The organism is Pseudomonas lundensis, from assembly GCF_002269125.1.
Taxonomy (GTDB): domain Bacteria; phylum Pseudomonadota; class Gammaproteobacteria; order Pseudomonadales; family Pseudomonadaceae; genus Aquipseudomonas; species Aquipseudomonas lundensis_A.
Genome location: NZ_NQKI01000005.1, coordinates 68068 through 82069, shown reverse-complemented (window position 1 = coordinate 82069; position 14002 = coordinate 68068). Strand labels below are relative to the sequence as shown.

The following is a 14002-nucleotide window of genomic DNA, read 5'->3' as shown; positions in this document are numbered from 1 at the left end:
AGGCATGAAAGGTTGGCGTGTAATGCTGTTGGCGGTGGCGTGTTTACTGTTGAACGGCTGTCTGGTGACGTTCAAGCAAGCGCCGCTGGAGGCGCAAACGGCGCCTCAGGCACTGCTCGGCAAATGGACCAGCAAGGATGCCTGGGGGCAGGCGCGACGCCTGAGCATCAGTGCCATCGATAAAACCCACTATCAGGCCGAGGTGTACCCCAAAGGTGAACCCAAGGCGCGTCAACGCTACCGATTCATCGTCGCCAAACACGGCAACCGCTGGTACGCCTCGGCAGCCGTACCGGCCAAACTGGGCGGTAATTTCACGCTGAACGGGTTTGAATTGACCGACGGGGGCGAGCTGGTGATTTACGAGCTGGACCTTGAGCAAATCCGTCAGGCCATCGGCCAGTCGGCGTTGGCCGGCGACACGGTTGAAACCCCCGAAGGCGCAGGCGTTCAGATCGACAGTCCATCGTCTACAGTCTTTGCTTACCTGGATGACCCGGCCAACTCCGACGTCTTTGTCGAAACCGCCCGCTATCAGCGCGCGGCCAAGTAACCGCCTTTTTCAAGGAGCACCGGGTGGACGATTACCAACGCACGATTCGCACATTGTCAGACCGCATCGTGCTGGCTCAGACCCCGATCCGCGTGTTGGATGCGGTGAAGTGGGACGACAGCATCCGTCAGGGGTTTCTCAAGGCCAAGGGCAAACAAATGCCAGCGGTTGATCGGGATTATTACCTGGGGCGGCCGTTGTCTTTCGATTCGGGCGCCGTGAAGCTCGAATTTCAGAACATCGAACGTGATATCACTCGCCAGTTGGGCCAGTTCAACCCGGTCGGGCAAATCATGCGCCGCATGTGCAAGGAGTACCGCATGGTGGTGCGCATGCTCGAAGCGCGCGGCACCGAAGATTTCGGGCTGATCTCGCAAGAGCTGTATGGCGCTGCGTCCGATGCGTTTCATGCGGGCGACCCGACGCTGGCGGACCTGGGGTTGATGATGTCTGACTACCTGGACAACATCGACGACCGCGGTGCGCTCAAGGACGAAGCTAAAACCCTGACTGCCAAAGACGCCGTGCACCTGTTGCAAACGCGGCTGAACAAGGTATTTGGCGAGGCCGAAGAAACCATCCGGGTATTTGAGTCTGACGGCATTGTCGCGGATGCGGCGGCGGGTGCTGATTACATCAAGATCCGCACCGATGCGATGTTCAACCACCGCGACGTGCGTGCGCTTGAGGTCCACGAAGGGCTGGTTCATGTGGGCACTACGCTCAATGGCCTTAACCAGCCGATCTGTACGTTCCTCGCCAAAGGTCCGCCCTCGTCGACGGTCACTCAGGAAGGCCTGGCCATTTTGATGGAGATCATCACGTTTGCTTCCTACCCGAGTCGCCTGCGCAAATTGACCAACCGCACCCGCGCCATTCATATGGTGGAGGAGGGCGCGGACTTCATGCAGGTGTATGAATTCTTCCGTGAGCAAGGCTTTGAAATGCCGGAAAGCTACGGCAATGCGAGTCGGGTTTTCCGTGGCTCGGTGCCAAATGGCCTGCCATTTACCAAAGACTTGTCCTACCTCAAGGGCTTCATCATGGTTTACAACTACATTCAGCTGGCCGTGCGTAAAGGCAAGCTGGAACAAGTGCCGCTGCTGTTTTGTGGCAAAACCACGCTGGAAGACATGCGGACCCTGCGCCAACTGGTCGACGAAGGCCTGGTGGTTGCGCCCAAGTACCTGCCGGAACAGTTCCGCGACATGAACGCACTGGCGGCCTGGATGTGCTTCTCCAACTTCCTCAACCACTTGAGCCTGGACCGGATCGAAGCGGATTACTCCAACATCCTCTAAGCGGGTTCAAGGCCGCTCGAACCTCGACAGCGACGGCGCATTTACACATGGTGGCTCGTTTGATCAAAACCCTGGCTGCATGCTGGCTGCTGCTGGCACTCAGCGGATGCAGCTCCCTGCTGTTTTATCCGGAACCTGGCCAGCCGATCACGCCGACGGTGGCGGGGCTGGACTACCGCGATGTGACATTGACCGCCGCTGATGGCACACGGCTCCACGGCTGGTGGCTGCCTGCCAAGCCCGGCGTACCGCTCAAAGGCACGGTGCTGCACCTGCATGGTAACGGCGGCAACCTGGCTTATCACTTGGGCGCCACAGCCTGGCTGCCTGCACAGGGCTATCAGGTGCTGATGCTCGACTATCGCGGTTACGGATTGTCGCAAGGCTCGCCCCGGTTGCCCGAGGTGTATCAGGACATCGACGCGGCCTTTGACTGGGTGCAAAAAGAGCCATCGGTCAACGGCCAGCCGCTGATTGTGTTGGGACAGAGCCTTGGCGGGGCGATGGCGGTTCATTACTTGAGTGAACACCCGGCGCAACGCGCACGTGTCAGCGCCATGGTGCTCGACGGAGTGCCCGCCAGTTACCGCGAAGTGGGGCTGTTTGCCCTGAGCACGTCGTGGCTGACCTGGCCGCTGCAAGTGCCGCTGTCCTGGCTGGTGCCGGACGCGGACAGCGCCTTGTATGCCATCGCGAACCTGGAGGGTGTGCCCTTGTTGATCTTCCACAGCGTGGACGATCCGGTTGTGCCGCTTTCCAATGGCATCCGGCTGTATCAAGCTGCGCCCCCGCCCAAGGTGTTGCAACTGACCCGTGGCGGGCATGTGCAGACCTTTGGCGACCCGACCTGGCGCGAGGTCATGCTGCGCTACCTGCAAGACCCGCAACATTTCACGGGCGTGAGGCGCTTGGGTGAAATCCCCAATTACCCCGCCCCCCCCGAATTCGAAAAACGTTGAACCAGAGAGCCAACCATGAGTGAAGAACGTAACGCTATCCCGCTGATCATTACCGGTATTTGCACCATCATCGGCACCGTAAGCGCCCTGTGGTACTACGGCTACCTGCATTTCGCCAAACCGGAAGATGCGTTGCTGCTCAACGACTTCACCATGCTCAAGACGATTCCGGGTGAGGATTACAAAATCTCTCTGACTCCGGCCAATCAGGTTGCCCAGTGCGTGGACGGGATCATCGTGCTGTTCGACACCGAGCAAAAAGGCCTGACCGGCGTGCTGGTCAACAACAAAAAACAAGCCGTCCACTGCCTGGGCCAGGAAACCCCGAAACTGGAGCAGTAACGTCGCGGCGCTCTAACGCACGCAGCAAAAAGCCCCGCCTGATGACTCAGGCGGGGCTTTTGTGTTTACGCGTGTAGGCTTACTGCATCGACGAACGCGGCGCGACTGGCTGGTTGTCGTTGGAGATGGTCACTTCAACGCGACGGTTCTGGGCACGGCCAGAGCTGCTAGCGTTATCGGCAACCGGGTATTCCTTGCCATAGCCCTGCGCGACGATGCGCGAAGGTTCGACACCGGCGCGTACCAGTGCGTTTTTAACCGCATTGGCGCGACGTTCGGACAGGCCCTGGTTGTAAGCCGCCGACCCTTTGCTATCGGTATAGCCTTCAACAATCACTTTGCGGTCAGGGTTTTTGATCAGGTAGTTGGCCAGCGTGGTGACGCTGTCACGGCTGTTGGCCTTCAGGCTTGCCTGATCGAAATCAAACAGTACGTCGCCGAACGTTACCAGCGTACCGCGCTCGGTTTGCTTGGCGTTCAGGCCACGCAGTTGCTTGATTTGTGCATCACGGGCATCCAGCAGCGCTTGAGCGCGGTCGGAGCCAGCGTTTTTGATTTTGTTTTCAGCAGTGCGCAACGCGATGGTTTGCTTGGCCACTTCAACACGCTGGTTGGTCAGGTAAGCCAACTGGTCAACCGTGGACTCGTCTTCTTTGTCCAGGTAAGCCTTCTGCGCTTTGTCCAGCCACTCGCTGGCGTCTTTGGTTTCCAACGCTGCGACTTTGGTCGCTTCAGGGTTGGTTTGCAGGGCCGAGAAATTGGTCTTGGCATTTTCCAGGTTCACGTTTGGCTGGTGCGAGCACGCCGCCAGGCCAACGCTTAGAGCCAGGAGGGCAGGGATCAGTACGGTATTGCGCATAATATTTAGTCCTTTCTATCGATGAGGAATGCTGTGTCGTCAGCCGCAGTCAAAACAGGCGACTTACTGCAGCGGGCGCATGCCTTCCTGACGCAGTTGCTGAACGGCTTTCTGAGCATCCTGAGCGGCCTTCTCGGCTTTGGCGGCCTGGGCTTTACGCTCGGCTACACGGGCGTCCCACTCGGCTTGTTCAGCCAGACGCTTGGCGTCCTTGTAGTTCTTGTCGTGCATGGCCAGCTCGGCTTGCTTGAGCTTGTCTTGCGCAGCCTTCATTTCAACCGGGGCGTATTCAGTACCGCCAGCGCTCACGGCGTTATTCACCGCCGATTGAGTCACTGCGTATTGCTCCGAGGGTGGATTGCCAGCACAACCGGCCAGAACGAAGCTGGTACCGATTGCCAGCGCAGCCAGTTTTAGCCCGCGCAGGCGAGGTGAGGTGGTTTTGACAGTGCGGGTCATCATGGTCTTCAACTCCATTAGGTAACTCCTGAAAAACTTCAAATTCCATCACGTCAGTGGCGTCAAACAGGATTGCCTGTGATGTCACCCGGAGTGTTGATTTCCCTGCCCCGGCAGTGATGGTTACTGGGTGTGACCGAAGCGATTTTTGAATAGTTCAAAAAAAAAGGTGGCAGATTGCCTAAAAACTTGTGACTGCTCAGTCAGGTGTTTTCAAGGTTGAGCACTTGGGCAAAAGCCCCGACTTAGAGCGTACGCGAGGCGCCGTAAGGGTTTGCCGGGCGCAAGGGGGTATTAAAGTGCCATCGTCCAGACTGTGCTGAAACGCGTCAGCCAGCGACTCTTTTTATCCGCCTTGCGGCTTGCCACGGAGGGCGCTTGCGACGCACTCTTGAGGCAGGAGCTGTCCCCGGATACCGCTGGAGAAATTGCTGATGACCGATATTGATGCACGCTTGCGCGATGACGTTCACCTGTTGGGTGAGTTGTTGGGGAATACGATCCGTGACCAGTACGGCGAAGCGTTTCTCGCCAAGATCGAGCGCATTCGTCAGGGCGCCAAGGACGACCGCCGTGGTACCACCGGCGAAGAATTGAGCACGATTCTCGGGGACTTGAGTGATGAAGAAGTGCTGCCGGTGGCACGCGCCTTCAACCAGTTTTTGAACCTGGCCAATATTGCGGAGCAGTACGAGCTCATTCATCGCCGCGAAGAGGGCCAGCCCGAACCCTTTGAAGCCCTGGTCTTGCCTACCTTGCTCGAACGCTTGCTGGCCGAAGGGCACAGCCCTGAATCACTGGCGCAACAAGTCAGCACGTTGCAAATCGAGCTGGTGCTCACGGCGCACCCGACTGAAGTGACGCGCCGCACGCTGATTCAAAAGTACGATGCGATTGCTGCGCAACTGGCCGCACAAGATCATCGCGACCTGACCCGCAGTGAAAAATCCCACATTGAGCAGCGCCTGCAACGGCTGATTGCCGAAGCGTGGCACACCGAAGAAATCCGCCGCACCCGCCCTACACCGGTTGATGAGGCCAAATGGGGGTTCGCGGTCATTGAGCATTCGCTGTGGCAGGCCGTGCCGAACATGATGCGCAAGGCTAGCGAAGCTTTGCACGCAGCCACGGGGCAGCATTTACCGCTGGATGCCGCACCGATCCGTTTTGCCTCGTGGATGGGTGGGGATCGTGATGGCAACCCGAATGTAACGGCCAGTGTTACCCGCGAAGTGTTGTTGCTGGCCCGCTGGATGGCCGCCGATCTGTACTTGCGTGACCTCGATAAACTGGCCGCCGACTTATCGATGCAACAGGCCACGCCCGACTTGCTGGCCGCGGCCGGGGACAGTGCCGAACCCTATCGGGCAGTGCTAAAACAGCTGCGTGAGCGTCTGCGCATTACGCGAAACTGGGCGCACGGTTCGTTGAGCGTGAACCAACCGGCGCCCGACGGCGTATTGCATGACAACGGTGATCTGCTGGCACCGTTGCAGCTGTGTTATCAATCGCTGCATGCCTGCGGCATGGGAGTGATTGCGCAGGGCCCGTTGCTTGATTTCTTGCGGCGTGCCGTGACGTTCGGGTTGTTTTTGGTGCGCCTGGATGTCCGTCAGGACGCGGCGCGACATGCCTCGGCAATGACTGAAATTACCGATTACCTGGGGCTTGGGCGTTACGAAGACTGGGATGAAGACACGCGCCTGACCTTCCTGATTCGTGAACTGGCCAACCGTCGGCCTTTGCTGCCGGGCTATTTCAAACCAGGTGCCGAGACGGCGCAAGTGCTGGCCACGTGCAAGGAAGTCGCCGCCGCGCCGGGGGCTTCGCTGGGGTCTTATGTCATCTCGATGGCCGGCGCCGCCTCGGATGTGCTGGCGGTGCAGTTGCTTCTTAAAGAGGCGGGGCTGGAGCACCCCATGCGGGTTGTACCCTTGTTCGAAACGTTGGCCGACCTGGACAATGCCGGCCCGGTCATAGAGCGTCTGTTGCTATTGCCCGGCTACCGTTCGCGGTTGCAGGGGCCGCAAGAAGTGATGATTGGTTATTCCGATTCGGCCAAGGATGCAGGGACCACGGCAGCGGCCTGGGCGCAGTATCGGGCGCAAGAAACGCTGGTCAACATCTGCCGCGATCAACACGTCGAATTGCTGTTGTTCCATGGCCGTGGTGGCACTGTGGGACGTGGTGGCGGTCCGGCGCATGCGGCGATTTTGTCGCAACCGCCGGGGTCGGTAGCAGGCCGTTTCCGCACCACGGAACAGGGGGAGATGATCCGCTTCAAATTTGGTCTGCCTGATATCGCAGAGCAAAACCTCAACCTGTACCTGGCCGCCGTGCTCGAAGCGACCTTGTTGCCACCCCCCTTACCTGAACCGGGCTGGCGTGTGCTGATGGACGAATTGGCCGCCGACGGGGTGAAAGCCTATCGCGCGGTGGTGAGGGACAATCCGCAGTTCGTTGAGTATTTTCGTCAGTCCACCCCGGAGCAGGAACTCGGCCGTTTGCCATTGGGCAGCCGTCCGGCCAAACGGCGTGCGGGCGGAATTGAAAGCTTGCGGGCAATCCCGTGGATTTTCGGCTGGACGCAAACGCGCCTGATGCTGCCCGCCTGGCTGGGTTGGGAAACGGCGCTCAACAATGCCCTTGAGCGCGGTGAGGGCCAGCAGTTAGCACAGATGCGCGAGCAGTGGCCGTTTTTTCGCACCCGCATCGACATGCTGGAGATGGTGTTGGCCAAGGCCGATGCGGATATCGCCCGGCTGTATGACGAACGTTTGGTGAGCCCTGAACTGCTGCCGTTGGGTGCGCACTTGCGCGACTTATTGTCGCATGCGTGTGGCGTGGTATTGGGTTTGACCGGGCAGTCGCAACTCATGGCGCACAGCCCTGAAACCTTGGAATTCATACGCTTGCGTAACACTTACCTGGATCCGCTGCATCTGTTGCAGGCCGAATTACTGGCGCGTTCGCGACGTCAGGAGGCCGCGCAAGACAGCCCTCTGGAACAGGCATTGTTGGTAACTGTGGCCGGAATTGCAGCGGGCTTGCGTAACACCGGTTAAGAAAAAAGCCGGTTCAGTTGGTGTGCCCCAGCGTGTGCGGCAGAGGCCGGATCTTCTGCTGCTGCGTTTGGGGCGCGACACTTTATTGTTAGGTAGCGACCTGTGACACCCCGTCGCAAGGGCGTATCAGCCTCTGATTTTTCCTACTTTTGCTGTCTTGTGTGGGCCGGGCCTGCTGTGTATCTTGGTCAGCCCTTGGCCATTTTGATGGCCATCACCCGATTCTGAGATTGGCCCAAAGAGGCGAGTCTGTTGTCATTTAAATAAAAAATTTGAGGAGCACATCGATGCGCGTCATTCTGCTGGGAGCTCCCGGGGCCGGTAAAGGTACTCAGGCAAAGTTCATCACTGAAAAATTTGGCATCCCGCAAATCTCCACAGGCGACATGCTGCGCGCAGCTGTGAAGGCCGGTACCGAGCTGGGCCTGATCGCCAAGAGCGTCATGGACAGCGGTGGTCTGGTCTCCGACGACTTGATCATCAACCTGGTGAAAGAGCGTATCAGCCAGCAAGACTGCAAAAACGGTTTCCTGTTTGACGGCTTCCCGCGCACCATTCCGCAAGCTGAAGCCCTGGTCAAAGCCGGTGTTGAACTGGACCATGTGCTGGAAATCGCCGTAGAAGACGAAGAAATCGTTCAGCGCATTGCTGGTCGTCGTGTCCACGAAGCTTCGGGCCGTGTGTACCACATCGTCTACAACCCGCCTAAAGCGGAAGGCAAAGACGACGTGACCGGTGACGATCTGGTTCAGCGTAAAGACGATACCGAAGAAACCGTGCGTCATCGTCTGTCGGTTTACCACTCTCAGACCAAGCCGCTGGTGGAGTTCTACCAGAAGCTTGCCGCGGCCAACGGCAAGCCGAAGTACAGCCACGTTGAAGGTGTGGGTTCGGTTGAAGCCATCACCGCCAAGGTGCTTGCAGCACTGAGCTGATCGTCGATTTGCTCTGAGACAACAGCCCGCTTGCGGGCTGTTGTTGTTTATACTGCGGCACTTTTTAAATTTTGATTCTGACGGGAACACCGATGAGCACCTTGCTGGCCCTGGATACCGCGACTGAAGCTTGCTCTGTTGCCTTGCTGCACGATGGCAAGGTCACGAGCCACTACGAGGTCATCCCGCGCCTGCATGCGCAAAAGCTGTTGCCGATGATCCAGACCTTGCTGGCTGAAGCGGGCGTTGAATTGTCGGCGGTCGACGCGATTGCGTTCGGTCGTGGGCCGGGCGCGTTTACCGGCGTGCGGATTGCCATCGGTGTGGTTCAGGGCCTGGCATTTGCGCTGGACCGCCCGGTATTGCCCATCTCGAACCTGGCGGTGCTGGCACAGCGCGCCCACCGTGAGCACGGTGCCACTCAAGTAGCGGCCGCGATTGATGCGCGTATGGATGAAGTGTATTGGGGGTGCTACCGCGAAGACGCGGGTGAGATGCGCCTGGTGGGGGCTGAAGCGGTACTGGCGCCTGAAGCGGCACACTTGCCTGAGGGCGCCAGCGGCGACTGGTTCGGCGCGGGCACCGGTTGGGGCTACGCCGACCGCCTGAGCCTCAAGCCATACGCCATGGAGGCGGGCATGTTGCCACACGCTGAAGACCTGTTGACCCTGGCCCGTTTTGCCTGGGCCCGTGGTGAAGCCATCGTCGCCGACGATGCACAGCCGGTGTACCTGCGCGACAAAGTCGCGACCCCCAAAGCCCGCCCCTGAACGGCCCCCTTGTTTGCATGGCGCTCGGGTGCAACGCACCCGCCCAACCTCCTGGAAACACGCGTGGCCTATGCCCCGGTCCGCCAGCATCTACACTGATCGATAGCGGGTTTTAAACCTTTTCGGGGTTTTGCAGTCTAGTGTTCACTTGGGCAATTGCTTAGTTCGGCCGGTGCCGCTAAATTGCCATCATTGCTACCGAGCTTGCAGCCATGCGAATAGACGGCTTTTCCTCACAGTCCTACCCGATCAAGCGCAAGCCGCGTAAAGGCAGCGCGCAGGTTGACGAGTCGGTGGAAGACAGTGAAATCGTCTTCGAAAACGCCCCGCAACCTTCGCGTGGATCGTCCTCGGGCGAACGTGTCAGCCAAGTGCCTGCGCGTCAGCAAGACATGATTTTTCAGCGCGTCATGAACAGAAAAGTCGCCAGCGCCCTCACCAGCTACCTGACCACCGCCGGTTTTGTTGAGTGGGACACCGAAGTGCTGGGGCTGGACCTGTACATTTGAGCCATGACTCACCCTTTACTCCCGTATTACCTTGGTTGCCCGTCCTGGAGTGATAACACCTGGCGCGAAGGCCTGTACCCGCAGAATGCCCGCTCTACGGAGTTTCTCAGCCTGTACGCCCACGTGTTCAACGCCGTCGAGGGCAACACCACGTTCTATGCCAACCCCAAGCCCAGCACTGTCGAGCGCTGGGTGCAGAGCTTGCCCGAACATTTCCGCTTTACCGCCAAGTTTCCACGTGAAATAAGCCATGGCGGTGATTTGCGCACTCAACAAGCCGCCGTGGATGACTTCTTGCAGCTCATGCAGCCGCTGGGAGCGCGTGTCGCCCCGCTGTGGCTGCAACTGCCAGCGAGCTTCGGCCCTCAGCGTCTTGCCGAGCTGGTGAGCTTTATAGACGCGCTGGAGCGGCCATTGGCGGTGGAGGTGCGTCATCCGGCGTTCTTCGAACGCGGTGACGCTGAACGGGTGCTCAATCGCGTGTTGATGGACCGGGGGGTGGAGCGCATCTGCCTTGATTCCCGTGCGCTGTTCAGTTGCACTTCGACCGATCCTGCAGTGCTTCACGCCCAATCGAAGAAGCCGCGCGTGCCACCCCGGCCGGCAGCCTTTACCCAATGCCCGCAGGTGCGCTTCATTGGCCGGCCTGAACTGCACGCCAACGATGAGTTTTTAGTGCCGTGGATTGAAAAAGTGGCGGGCTGGATCGAGGAGGGGCGTACGCCCTATGTGTTTCTTCATACGCCAGACAATCACCTGGCGCCTGAGCTGGCGCGGCGTTTTCACGCGCAATTAAGCGAACGTTTACCGGGCTTGCCTGCATTGCCAACGCTGTATGCCCCGCAAACCACCGAACAGTTGGGGCTGCTTTAAGCGGCCAGGCGCAGGTTGTTGACGATCAGCGGACGTGCCCATGCCAGATCGAAGTCCATGGCCCGCTGCTGTTCAATCAGCGTCATGGCATCGAACGGTTCGGCGGGTTTGTCCAGCAAGTCCAGCTCGAACTCGGCAATCGGCAGATGCAGCGGACGCGGCGCGGGGGCCGGGCCCGGCTCAGGCAATGGATGACCGGCCGCCATCACCAGTGGACGCACCCAGTGGCTGTCGAAGTCTTGTTGCTGCTGTTGGGCAAACAGCTCATCCGGTGGATACGGCTTGGCAATGGGCGGCAGCAAATCCAGCTCGAATTCGGCGATCGGTAAGAACAGCGCTTCGGGCGGGCGCAATTCGGTATCTTTCACCTCGCAATGGCGCTGCGTCACGATGTTGCTCAGCAGGTCACTCCCACCGCGTGGTTCGACGTCTTCCTCCACCTCAAGCGGCTCGGTTTCGAGCGCTAAACATTCGTCAGTACCGGACTGCTCGACCAATGCCTGGGCGTAGAAGTCCTTCCACAGGTGATTGACGCTGCCCGTGATTTGCGAATTGTGACGGCCAAAATCGCTAATCGGTGCGATAAAGCCTATCGATGTGGAATGAATGTCTGACATAGCTCTCGGTCGACGCCCGGGTCTGGCAAAATGCCGGATATTTCATTTATCGGCAGCGTTTGCCGATCATTAAATTTTTGAGCGTGTTTTTAAATGAGTGAGCAAACAGCGGGCTGTCGCATCATCGTCGAGGCACTGGACGAGGCATATCAAGCCTTGGCTGAGCAGTGGGCCGGGCGCCTCGGCCTGACGATGGGCCAAACAGATGCCGAGTTCGCCCTGCAAGTCTCAGCCCAGGGTTTGCAGTTGCAGCAGTTGGGGCCGGATGCGCCGGGCCCGGTGCGTGTTGATTTCGTGGAAGGCGGCGCGGCTCATCGGCGCTTGTTTGGGGGGGGCACCGGGCAAATGATTGCCAAGGCTGTGGGCATTCAGCAGGGCGTACGCCCGCGGGTGCTGGACGCCACGGCAGGGTTGGGCAAGGACGCGTTTGTCCTGGCCAGCCTTGGCTGCGAAATGAGCCTCATCGAGCGCCAGCCTTTGATTGGTGCTTTGCTCGAAGATGGCTTGGCGCGAGGGCTGAATGACGCTGAGGTGGCGCCGATTGTGTCGCGCATGACCTTGCTTAAAGGCAACTCCATTGAGGTGATGCGCAGTTGGGAAGGCGAACCGCCGCAGGTGATTTACCTCGACCCCATGTTTCCGCACCGTGAGAAAACGGCATTAGTGAAGAAGGAAATGCGCCTTTTCCGCCCGTTGGTGGGGGACGACAACGATGCGCCCGCCCTGCTTGAGGCCGCGTTGGCACTGGCCACTCACCGCGTGGTGGTCAAGCGCCCGCGCAAAGCGCCGTGCATTGCCGGGCCAAAACCCAGCCACGCGCTGGACGGAAAATCGAGCCGTTACGATATTTATCCGAAGAAAGCGTTGAAACCCTAACGCGATGCAAGGTGCGAGTCTCCCTGTGCGGATGGGGGGAGCTCAGCCCTTTCAAACCGGTCGGTAGGCGCGCATGAACAGGTCCACGACATCCTGCACGTGGGTGTGCGCCTCATCGGTGGTTAATGGTTCGCCGTAGCCATACAACAGGCGGAAGTTAGGCCCGCCTTTTATCAGGCAAAAAAAGTGTTCCGCTGCCGCCTCAGGCTTGTCGATGTGCAACGCGCCGGTCTGGTGTATATGGTTGAGCAGTCGTCCCATCTCCAGCACGATCCGCTCTGGTCCGGCTTCGAAGAAAATCTGCGACAGCTTCGGGTCCTGGCTGCCCAACGTCATCATCAAACGATGCAGGTTGAGTGACTCCTCACTGTTGATCAGCGTGTAAAACCCTCGCGCAATGTTTAACAACACAGCGTCAACCGGTACGCCAGCGGGCAACTCAAAAAACAAATCGGGCAACTGCTCTGAGCACGTGGCCATGATCGCGGCCGAGAACAACTTTTCTTTATCGGTGAAGTGGCTATAGACGGTCAGTTTCGAGACGCCAGCCAGATTGGCTACAGCGTCCATGCTGGTGCTGGCAAACCCTTTGCTCAAGAACAGAGATTTGGCCGCCTCAAGGATGGAATGGCGTTTTGCCATGTCTTTGGGGCGCCCGGGGGCATTGGGCATTAAAGGATGATCAGACATTTCCGTTTATTACTGGACTGGTGAGTTTGGTATTAATAACATGCCGGCCAGTATAAATATTCCAAGCCCCATAAGCGAAAGGTCGTCTCCATGTTGCGTCATGCCTTGCCCCGCGCTGTGCCTGTCTGTTTGGTGTTGTTGTTAGCCGCGTGCGGGCATGAGGAGCCTGTTCAGGTGAACATCAGTCCCGCAATCGTGGTGCAACCCCAGCCTTCGGCACTGGCCACCCACAGTTATCCGGGCGAAGTCCGTGCCCGGTTTGACCCGCAGCTGGCCTTTCGCATTCCTGGCAAGGTCACTAAACGGTTGGTCGATGAGGGCGAGCGGGTCAAGGCCAATCAACCGCTGGCCGAGCTGGACCCCCAAGACGTCCGCCTGCAGCTCGATGCCACCCGCGCTCAGGTGGCGGCCGCGCAAGCCAACCTGAATCTGGTGCGTTCGGAGCGCGACCGCTACAAAACCCTGTTGGAGCGGCAGATGGTCAGCCGCTCGCAGTTTGATAACGCTGAAAATCTCTACCGTGCGGGCGAAGCCAAGCTTCAGCAACTGAAGGCGGAACAGGACGTGGCCAGTAATCAGGCCAGCTACGCCGTACTGCGCGCCCCGCAAGACGGCGTGATTGCGCGGCGCCAGGTTGAAGTCGGACAAGTCGTATCAGCAGGACAGACCGTTTTCACGTTGGCCGCCGACGGAGAGCGTGACGTGTTGATCAGCCTGCCGGAGCAGGCTTTCGGCCGATTCAAGACCGGACTGCCGGTGTCGGTTGAGCTGTGGTCGCAACCCGGTCAGCGCTTTAGCGGGCGGATTCGCGAACTGTCGCCCTCGGCTGATCCCCAATCGCGCACCTTTGCCGCGCGCATAGCGTTCACGGCGGGCACTGTGCCTGCCGAACTGGGGCAGAGTGCGCGGGTGTTCATTGCGCAGGATGGCGTGAACGCGCTATCCGTGCCGCTTTCAGCCCTCAGCGCGGAAAACGGCGCAACCTACGTCTGGCGTGTCGGCCAGGGCAACACCTTGCAGCACGTGGCCGTGCGGGTCGGAGCGTATGGCGAGAGCAGCGTGCCGGTACTGGAAGGACTGTCGCCCGAAGATTGGGTGGTGGCGGCGGGTGTCCATGTGTTGCACGACGGGCAGGAGATACGGCCTGTTGATCGGTCCAACCGAACGATCAACATCGCGGCGAAGGAGTAATCG

15 protein-coding genes are annotated in these 14002 nt (G+C 59.2%); 11 read left to right on the top strand and 4 right to left on the bottom strand.

From position 1 onward, the window contains the following. Positions 1-4: 4 nt before the first annotated feature. The 4 genes from CJF39_RS05115 to CJF39_RS05100 are packed head-to-tail and all read left to right on the top strand — an operon-like array spanning position 5 to position 3155. Positions 5-553: a hypothetical protein gene (locus CJF39_RS05115; RefSeq protein ID WP_094992454.1), complete on the top strand. Its 549-nt coding sequence runs from the start codon at positions 5-7 to the stop codon at positions 551-553. Between the two features lie 23 nt (positions 554-576). Continuing rightward, positions 577-1854, top strand: a complete 1278-nt coding sequence (locus CJF39_RS05110) for a flavohemoglobin expression-modulating QEGLA motif protein (protein WP_047295153.1) — start codon at positions 577-579, stop codon at positions 1852-1854. Between the two features lie 47 nt (positions 1855-1901). After that, positions 1902-2813 carry an alpha/beta hydrolase gene (locus CJF39_RS05105; RefSeq protein ID WP_170942641.1) on the top strand — a complete coding sequence of 304 codons (912 nt, stop codon included), beginning with the start codon at positions 1902-1904 and terminating at the stop codon, positions 2811-2813. Positions 2814-2828: 15 nt separating this feature from the next. Next, the gene (locus tag CJF39_RS05100) at positions 2829-3155 is read left to right on the top strand and encodes a hypothetical protein (RefSeq protein ID WP_094992453.1); all 327 of its coding nucleotides are present in this window, start codon (positions 2829-2831) and stop codon (positions 3153-3155) included. Positions 3156-3234: 79 nt separating this feature from the next. Here CJF39_RS05100 and CJF39_RS05095 read toward each other — a convergent pair whose 3' ends face one another. Together CJF39_RS05095 and CJF39_RS05090 are read right to left on the bottom strand one after the other, a co-directional pair. Beyond that, the gene (locus CJF39_RS05095) at positions 3235-4014 is read right to left on the bottom strand and encodes an OmpA family protein (RefSeq protein WP_094992452.1); all 780 of its coding nucleotides are present in this window, start codon (positions 4012-4014) and stop codon (positions 3235-3237) included. A gap of 63 nt (positions 4015-4077) precedes the next feature. Further along, the gene (locus CJF39_RS05090) at positions 4078-4491 is read right to left on the bottom strand and encodes a DUF4398 domain-containing protein (protein ID WP_094992451.1); all 414 of its coding nucleotides are present in this window, start codon (positions 4489-4491) and stop codon (positions 4078-4080) included. Between the two features lie 416 nt (positions 4492-4907). On the opposite strand from CJF39_RS05090, the gene ppc reads away from it, so the two are divergent. The 5 genes from ppc (at position 4908) to CJF39_RS05065 (ending at position 10625) form a co-directional block, all read left to right on the top strand. Further along, positions 4908-7538, top strand: coding sequence for a phosphoenolpyruvate carboxylase (gene ppc / locus CJF39_RS05085; protein ID WP_094992450.1), 2631 nt, complete (start codon positions 4908-4910; stop codon positions 7536-7538). Positions 7539-7825: 287 nt separating this feature from the next. Further along, complete coding sequence (gene adk / locus CJF39_RS05080; RefSeq protein ID WP_094992449.1) at positions 7826-8473, top strand: adenylate kinase; 648 nt, start codon at positions 7826-7828, stop codon at positions 8471-8473. A gap of 92 nt (positions 8474-8565) precedes the next feature. Further along, positions 8566-9243: a tRNA (adenosine(37)-N6)-threonylcarbamoyltransferase complex dimerization subunit type 1 TsaB gene (tsaB, locus tag CJF39_RS05075; protein WP_094992448.1), complete on the top strand. Its 678-nt coding sequence runs from the start codon at positions 8566-8568 to the stop codon at positions 9241-9243. Positions 9244-9455: 212 nt separating this feature from the next. Continuing rightward, on the top strand, positions 9456-9752 hold the full coding sequence (locus tag CJF39_RS05070) for a hypothetical protein (protein ID WP_094992447.1): 297 nt from the start codon (positions 9456-9458) through the stop codon (positions 9750-9752). Positions 9753-9755: 3 nt separating this feature from the next. Beyond that, positions 9756-10625: a DUF72 domain-containing protein gene (locus tag CJF39_RS05065; RefSeq protein WP_094992446.1), complete on the top strand. Its 870-nt coding sequence runs from the start codon at positions 9756-9758 to the stop codon at positions 10623-10625. Here CJF39_RS05065 and CJF39_RS05060 read toward each other — a convergent pair. Then, the gene (locus CJF39_RS05060) at positions 10622-11242 is read right to left on the bottom strand and encodes an energy transducer TonB (RefSeq protein ID WP_094992445.1); all 621 of its coding nucleotides are present in this window, start codon (positions 11240-11242) and stop codon (positions 10622-10624) included. The two genes, CJF39_RS05065 and CJF39_RS05060, sit on opposite strands and share 4 nt — an antisense overlap. Positions 11243-11335: 93 nt before the next feature. Between CJF39_RS05060 and CJF39_RS05055 the strand changes: the two genes are divergently transcribed. Next, the gene (locus CJF39_RS05055) at positions 11336-12118 is read left to right on the top strand and encodes a class I SAM-dependent methyltransferase (protein ID WP_094992444.1); all 783 of its coding nucleotides are present in this window, start codon (positions 11336-11338) and stop codon (positions 12116-12118) included. A 51-nt stretch (positions 12119-12169) separates the two neighbouring features. Here the strand turns inward: CJF39_RS05055 and CJF39_RS05050 are convergent, their stop codons facing one another. Then, the gene (locus CJF39_RS05050; RefSeq protein ID WP_094992443.1) at positions 12170-12808 is read right to left on the bottom strand and encodes a TetR/AcrR family transcriptional regulator; all 639 of its coding nucleotides are present in this window, start codon (positions 12806-12808) and stop codon (positions 12170-12172) included. Positions 12809-12898: 90 nt separating this feature from the next. On the opposite strand from CJF39_RS05050, the gene CJF39_RS05045 reads away from it, so the two are divergent. Next, positions 12899-13999, top strand: a complete 1101-nt coding sequence (locus CJF39_RS05045) for an efflux RND transporter periplasmic adaptor subunit (RefSeq protein WP_094992442.1) — start codon at positions 12899-12901, stop codon at positions 13997-13999. The last annotated feature ends 3 nt before the right edge of the window (positions 14000-14002 follow it).

Bases quoted from the DNA above. Each gene is read 5' to 3' on its own strand.
- CJF39_RS05115 (WP_094992454.1), top strand. From the start codon at position 5: ATGAAAGGTTGGCGTGTAATGCTGTTGGCGGTGGCGTGTTTACTGTTG.
- CJF39_RS05105 (WP_170942641.1), top strand. From the start codon at position 1,902: ATGGTGGCTCGTTTGATCAAAACCCTGGCTGCATGCTGGCTGCTGCTG.
- CJF39_RS05100 (WP_094992453.1), top strand. From the start codon at position 2,829: ATGAGTGAAGAACGTAACGCTATCCCGCTGATCATTACCGGTATTTGC.
- CJF39_RS05095 (WP_094992452.1), bottom strand. From the start codon at position 4,014: ATGCGCAATACCGTACTGATCCCTGCCCTCCTGGCTCTAAGCGTTGGC.
- CJF39_RS05090 (WP_094992451.1), bottom strand. From the start codon at position 4,491: ATGGAGTTGAAGACCATGATGACCCGCACTGTCAAAACCACCTCACCT.
- ppc (WP_094992450.1), top strand. From the start codon at position 4,908: ATGACCGATATTGATGCACGCTTGCGCGATGACGTTCACCTGTTGGGT.
- adk (WP_094992449.1), top strand. From the start codon at position 7,826: ATGCGCGTCATTCTGCTGGGAGCTCCCGGGGCCGGTAAAGGTACTCAG.
- tsaB (WP_094992448.1), top strand. From the start codon at position 8,566: ATGAGCACCTTGCTGGCCCTGGATACCGCGACTGAAGCTTGCTCTGTT.
- CJF39_RS05070 (WP_094992447.1), top strand. From the start codon at position 9,456: ATGCGAATAGACGGCTTTTCCTCACAGTCCTACCCGATCAAGCGCAAG.
- CJF39_RS05065 (WP_094992446.1), top strand. From the start codon at position 9,756: ATGACTCACCCTTTACTCCCGTATTACCTTGGTTGCCCGTCCTGGAGT.
- CJF39_RS05060 (WP_094992445.1), bottom strand. From the start codon at position 11,242: ATGTCAGACATTCATTCCACATCGATAGGCTTTATCGCACCGATTAGC.
- CJF39_RS05055 (WP_094992444.1), top strand. From the start codon at position 11,336: ATGAGTGAGCAAACAGCGGGCTGTCGCATCATCGTCGAGGCACTGGAC.
- CJF39_RS05050 (WP_094992443.1), bottom strand. From the start codon at position 12,808: ATGTCTGATCATCCTTTAATGCCCAATGCCCCCGGGCGCCCCAAAGAC.
- CJF39_RS05045 (WP_094992442.1), top strand. From the start codon at position 12,899: ATGTTGCGTCATGCCTTGCCCCGCGCTGTGCCTGTCTGTTTGGTGTTG.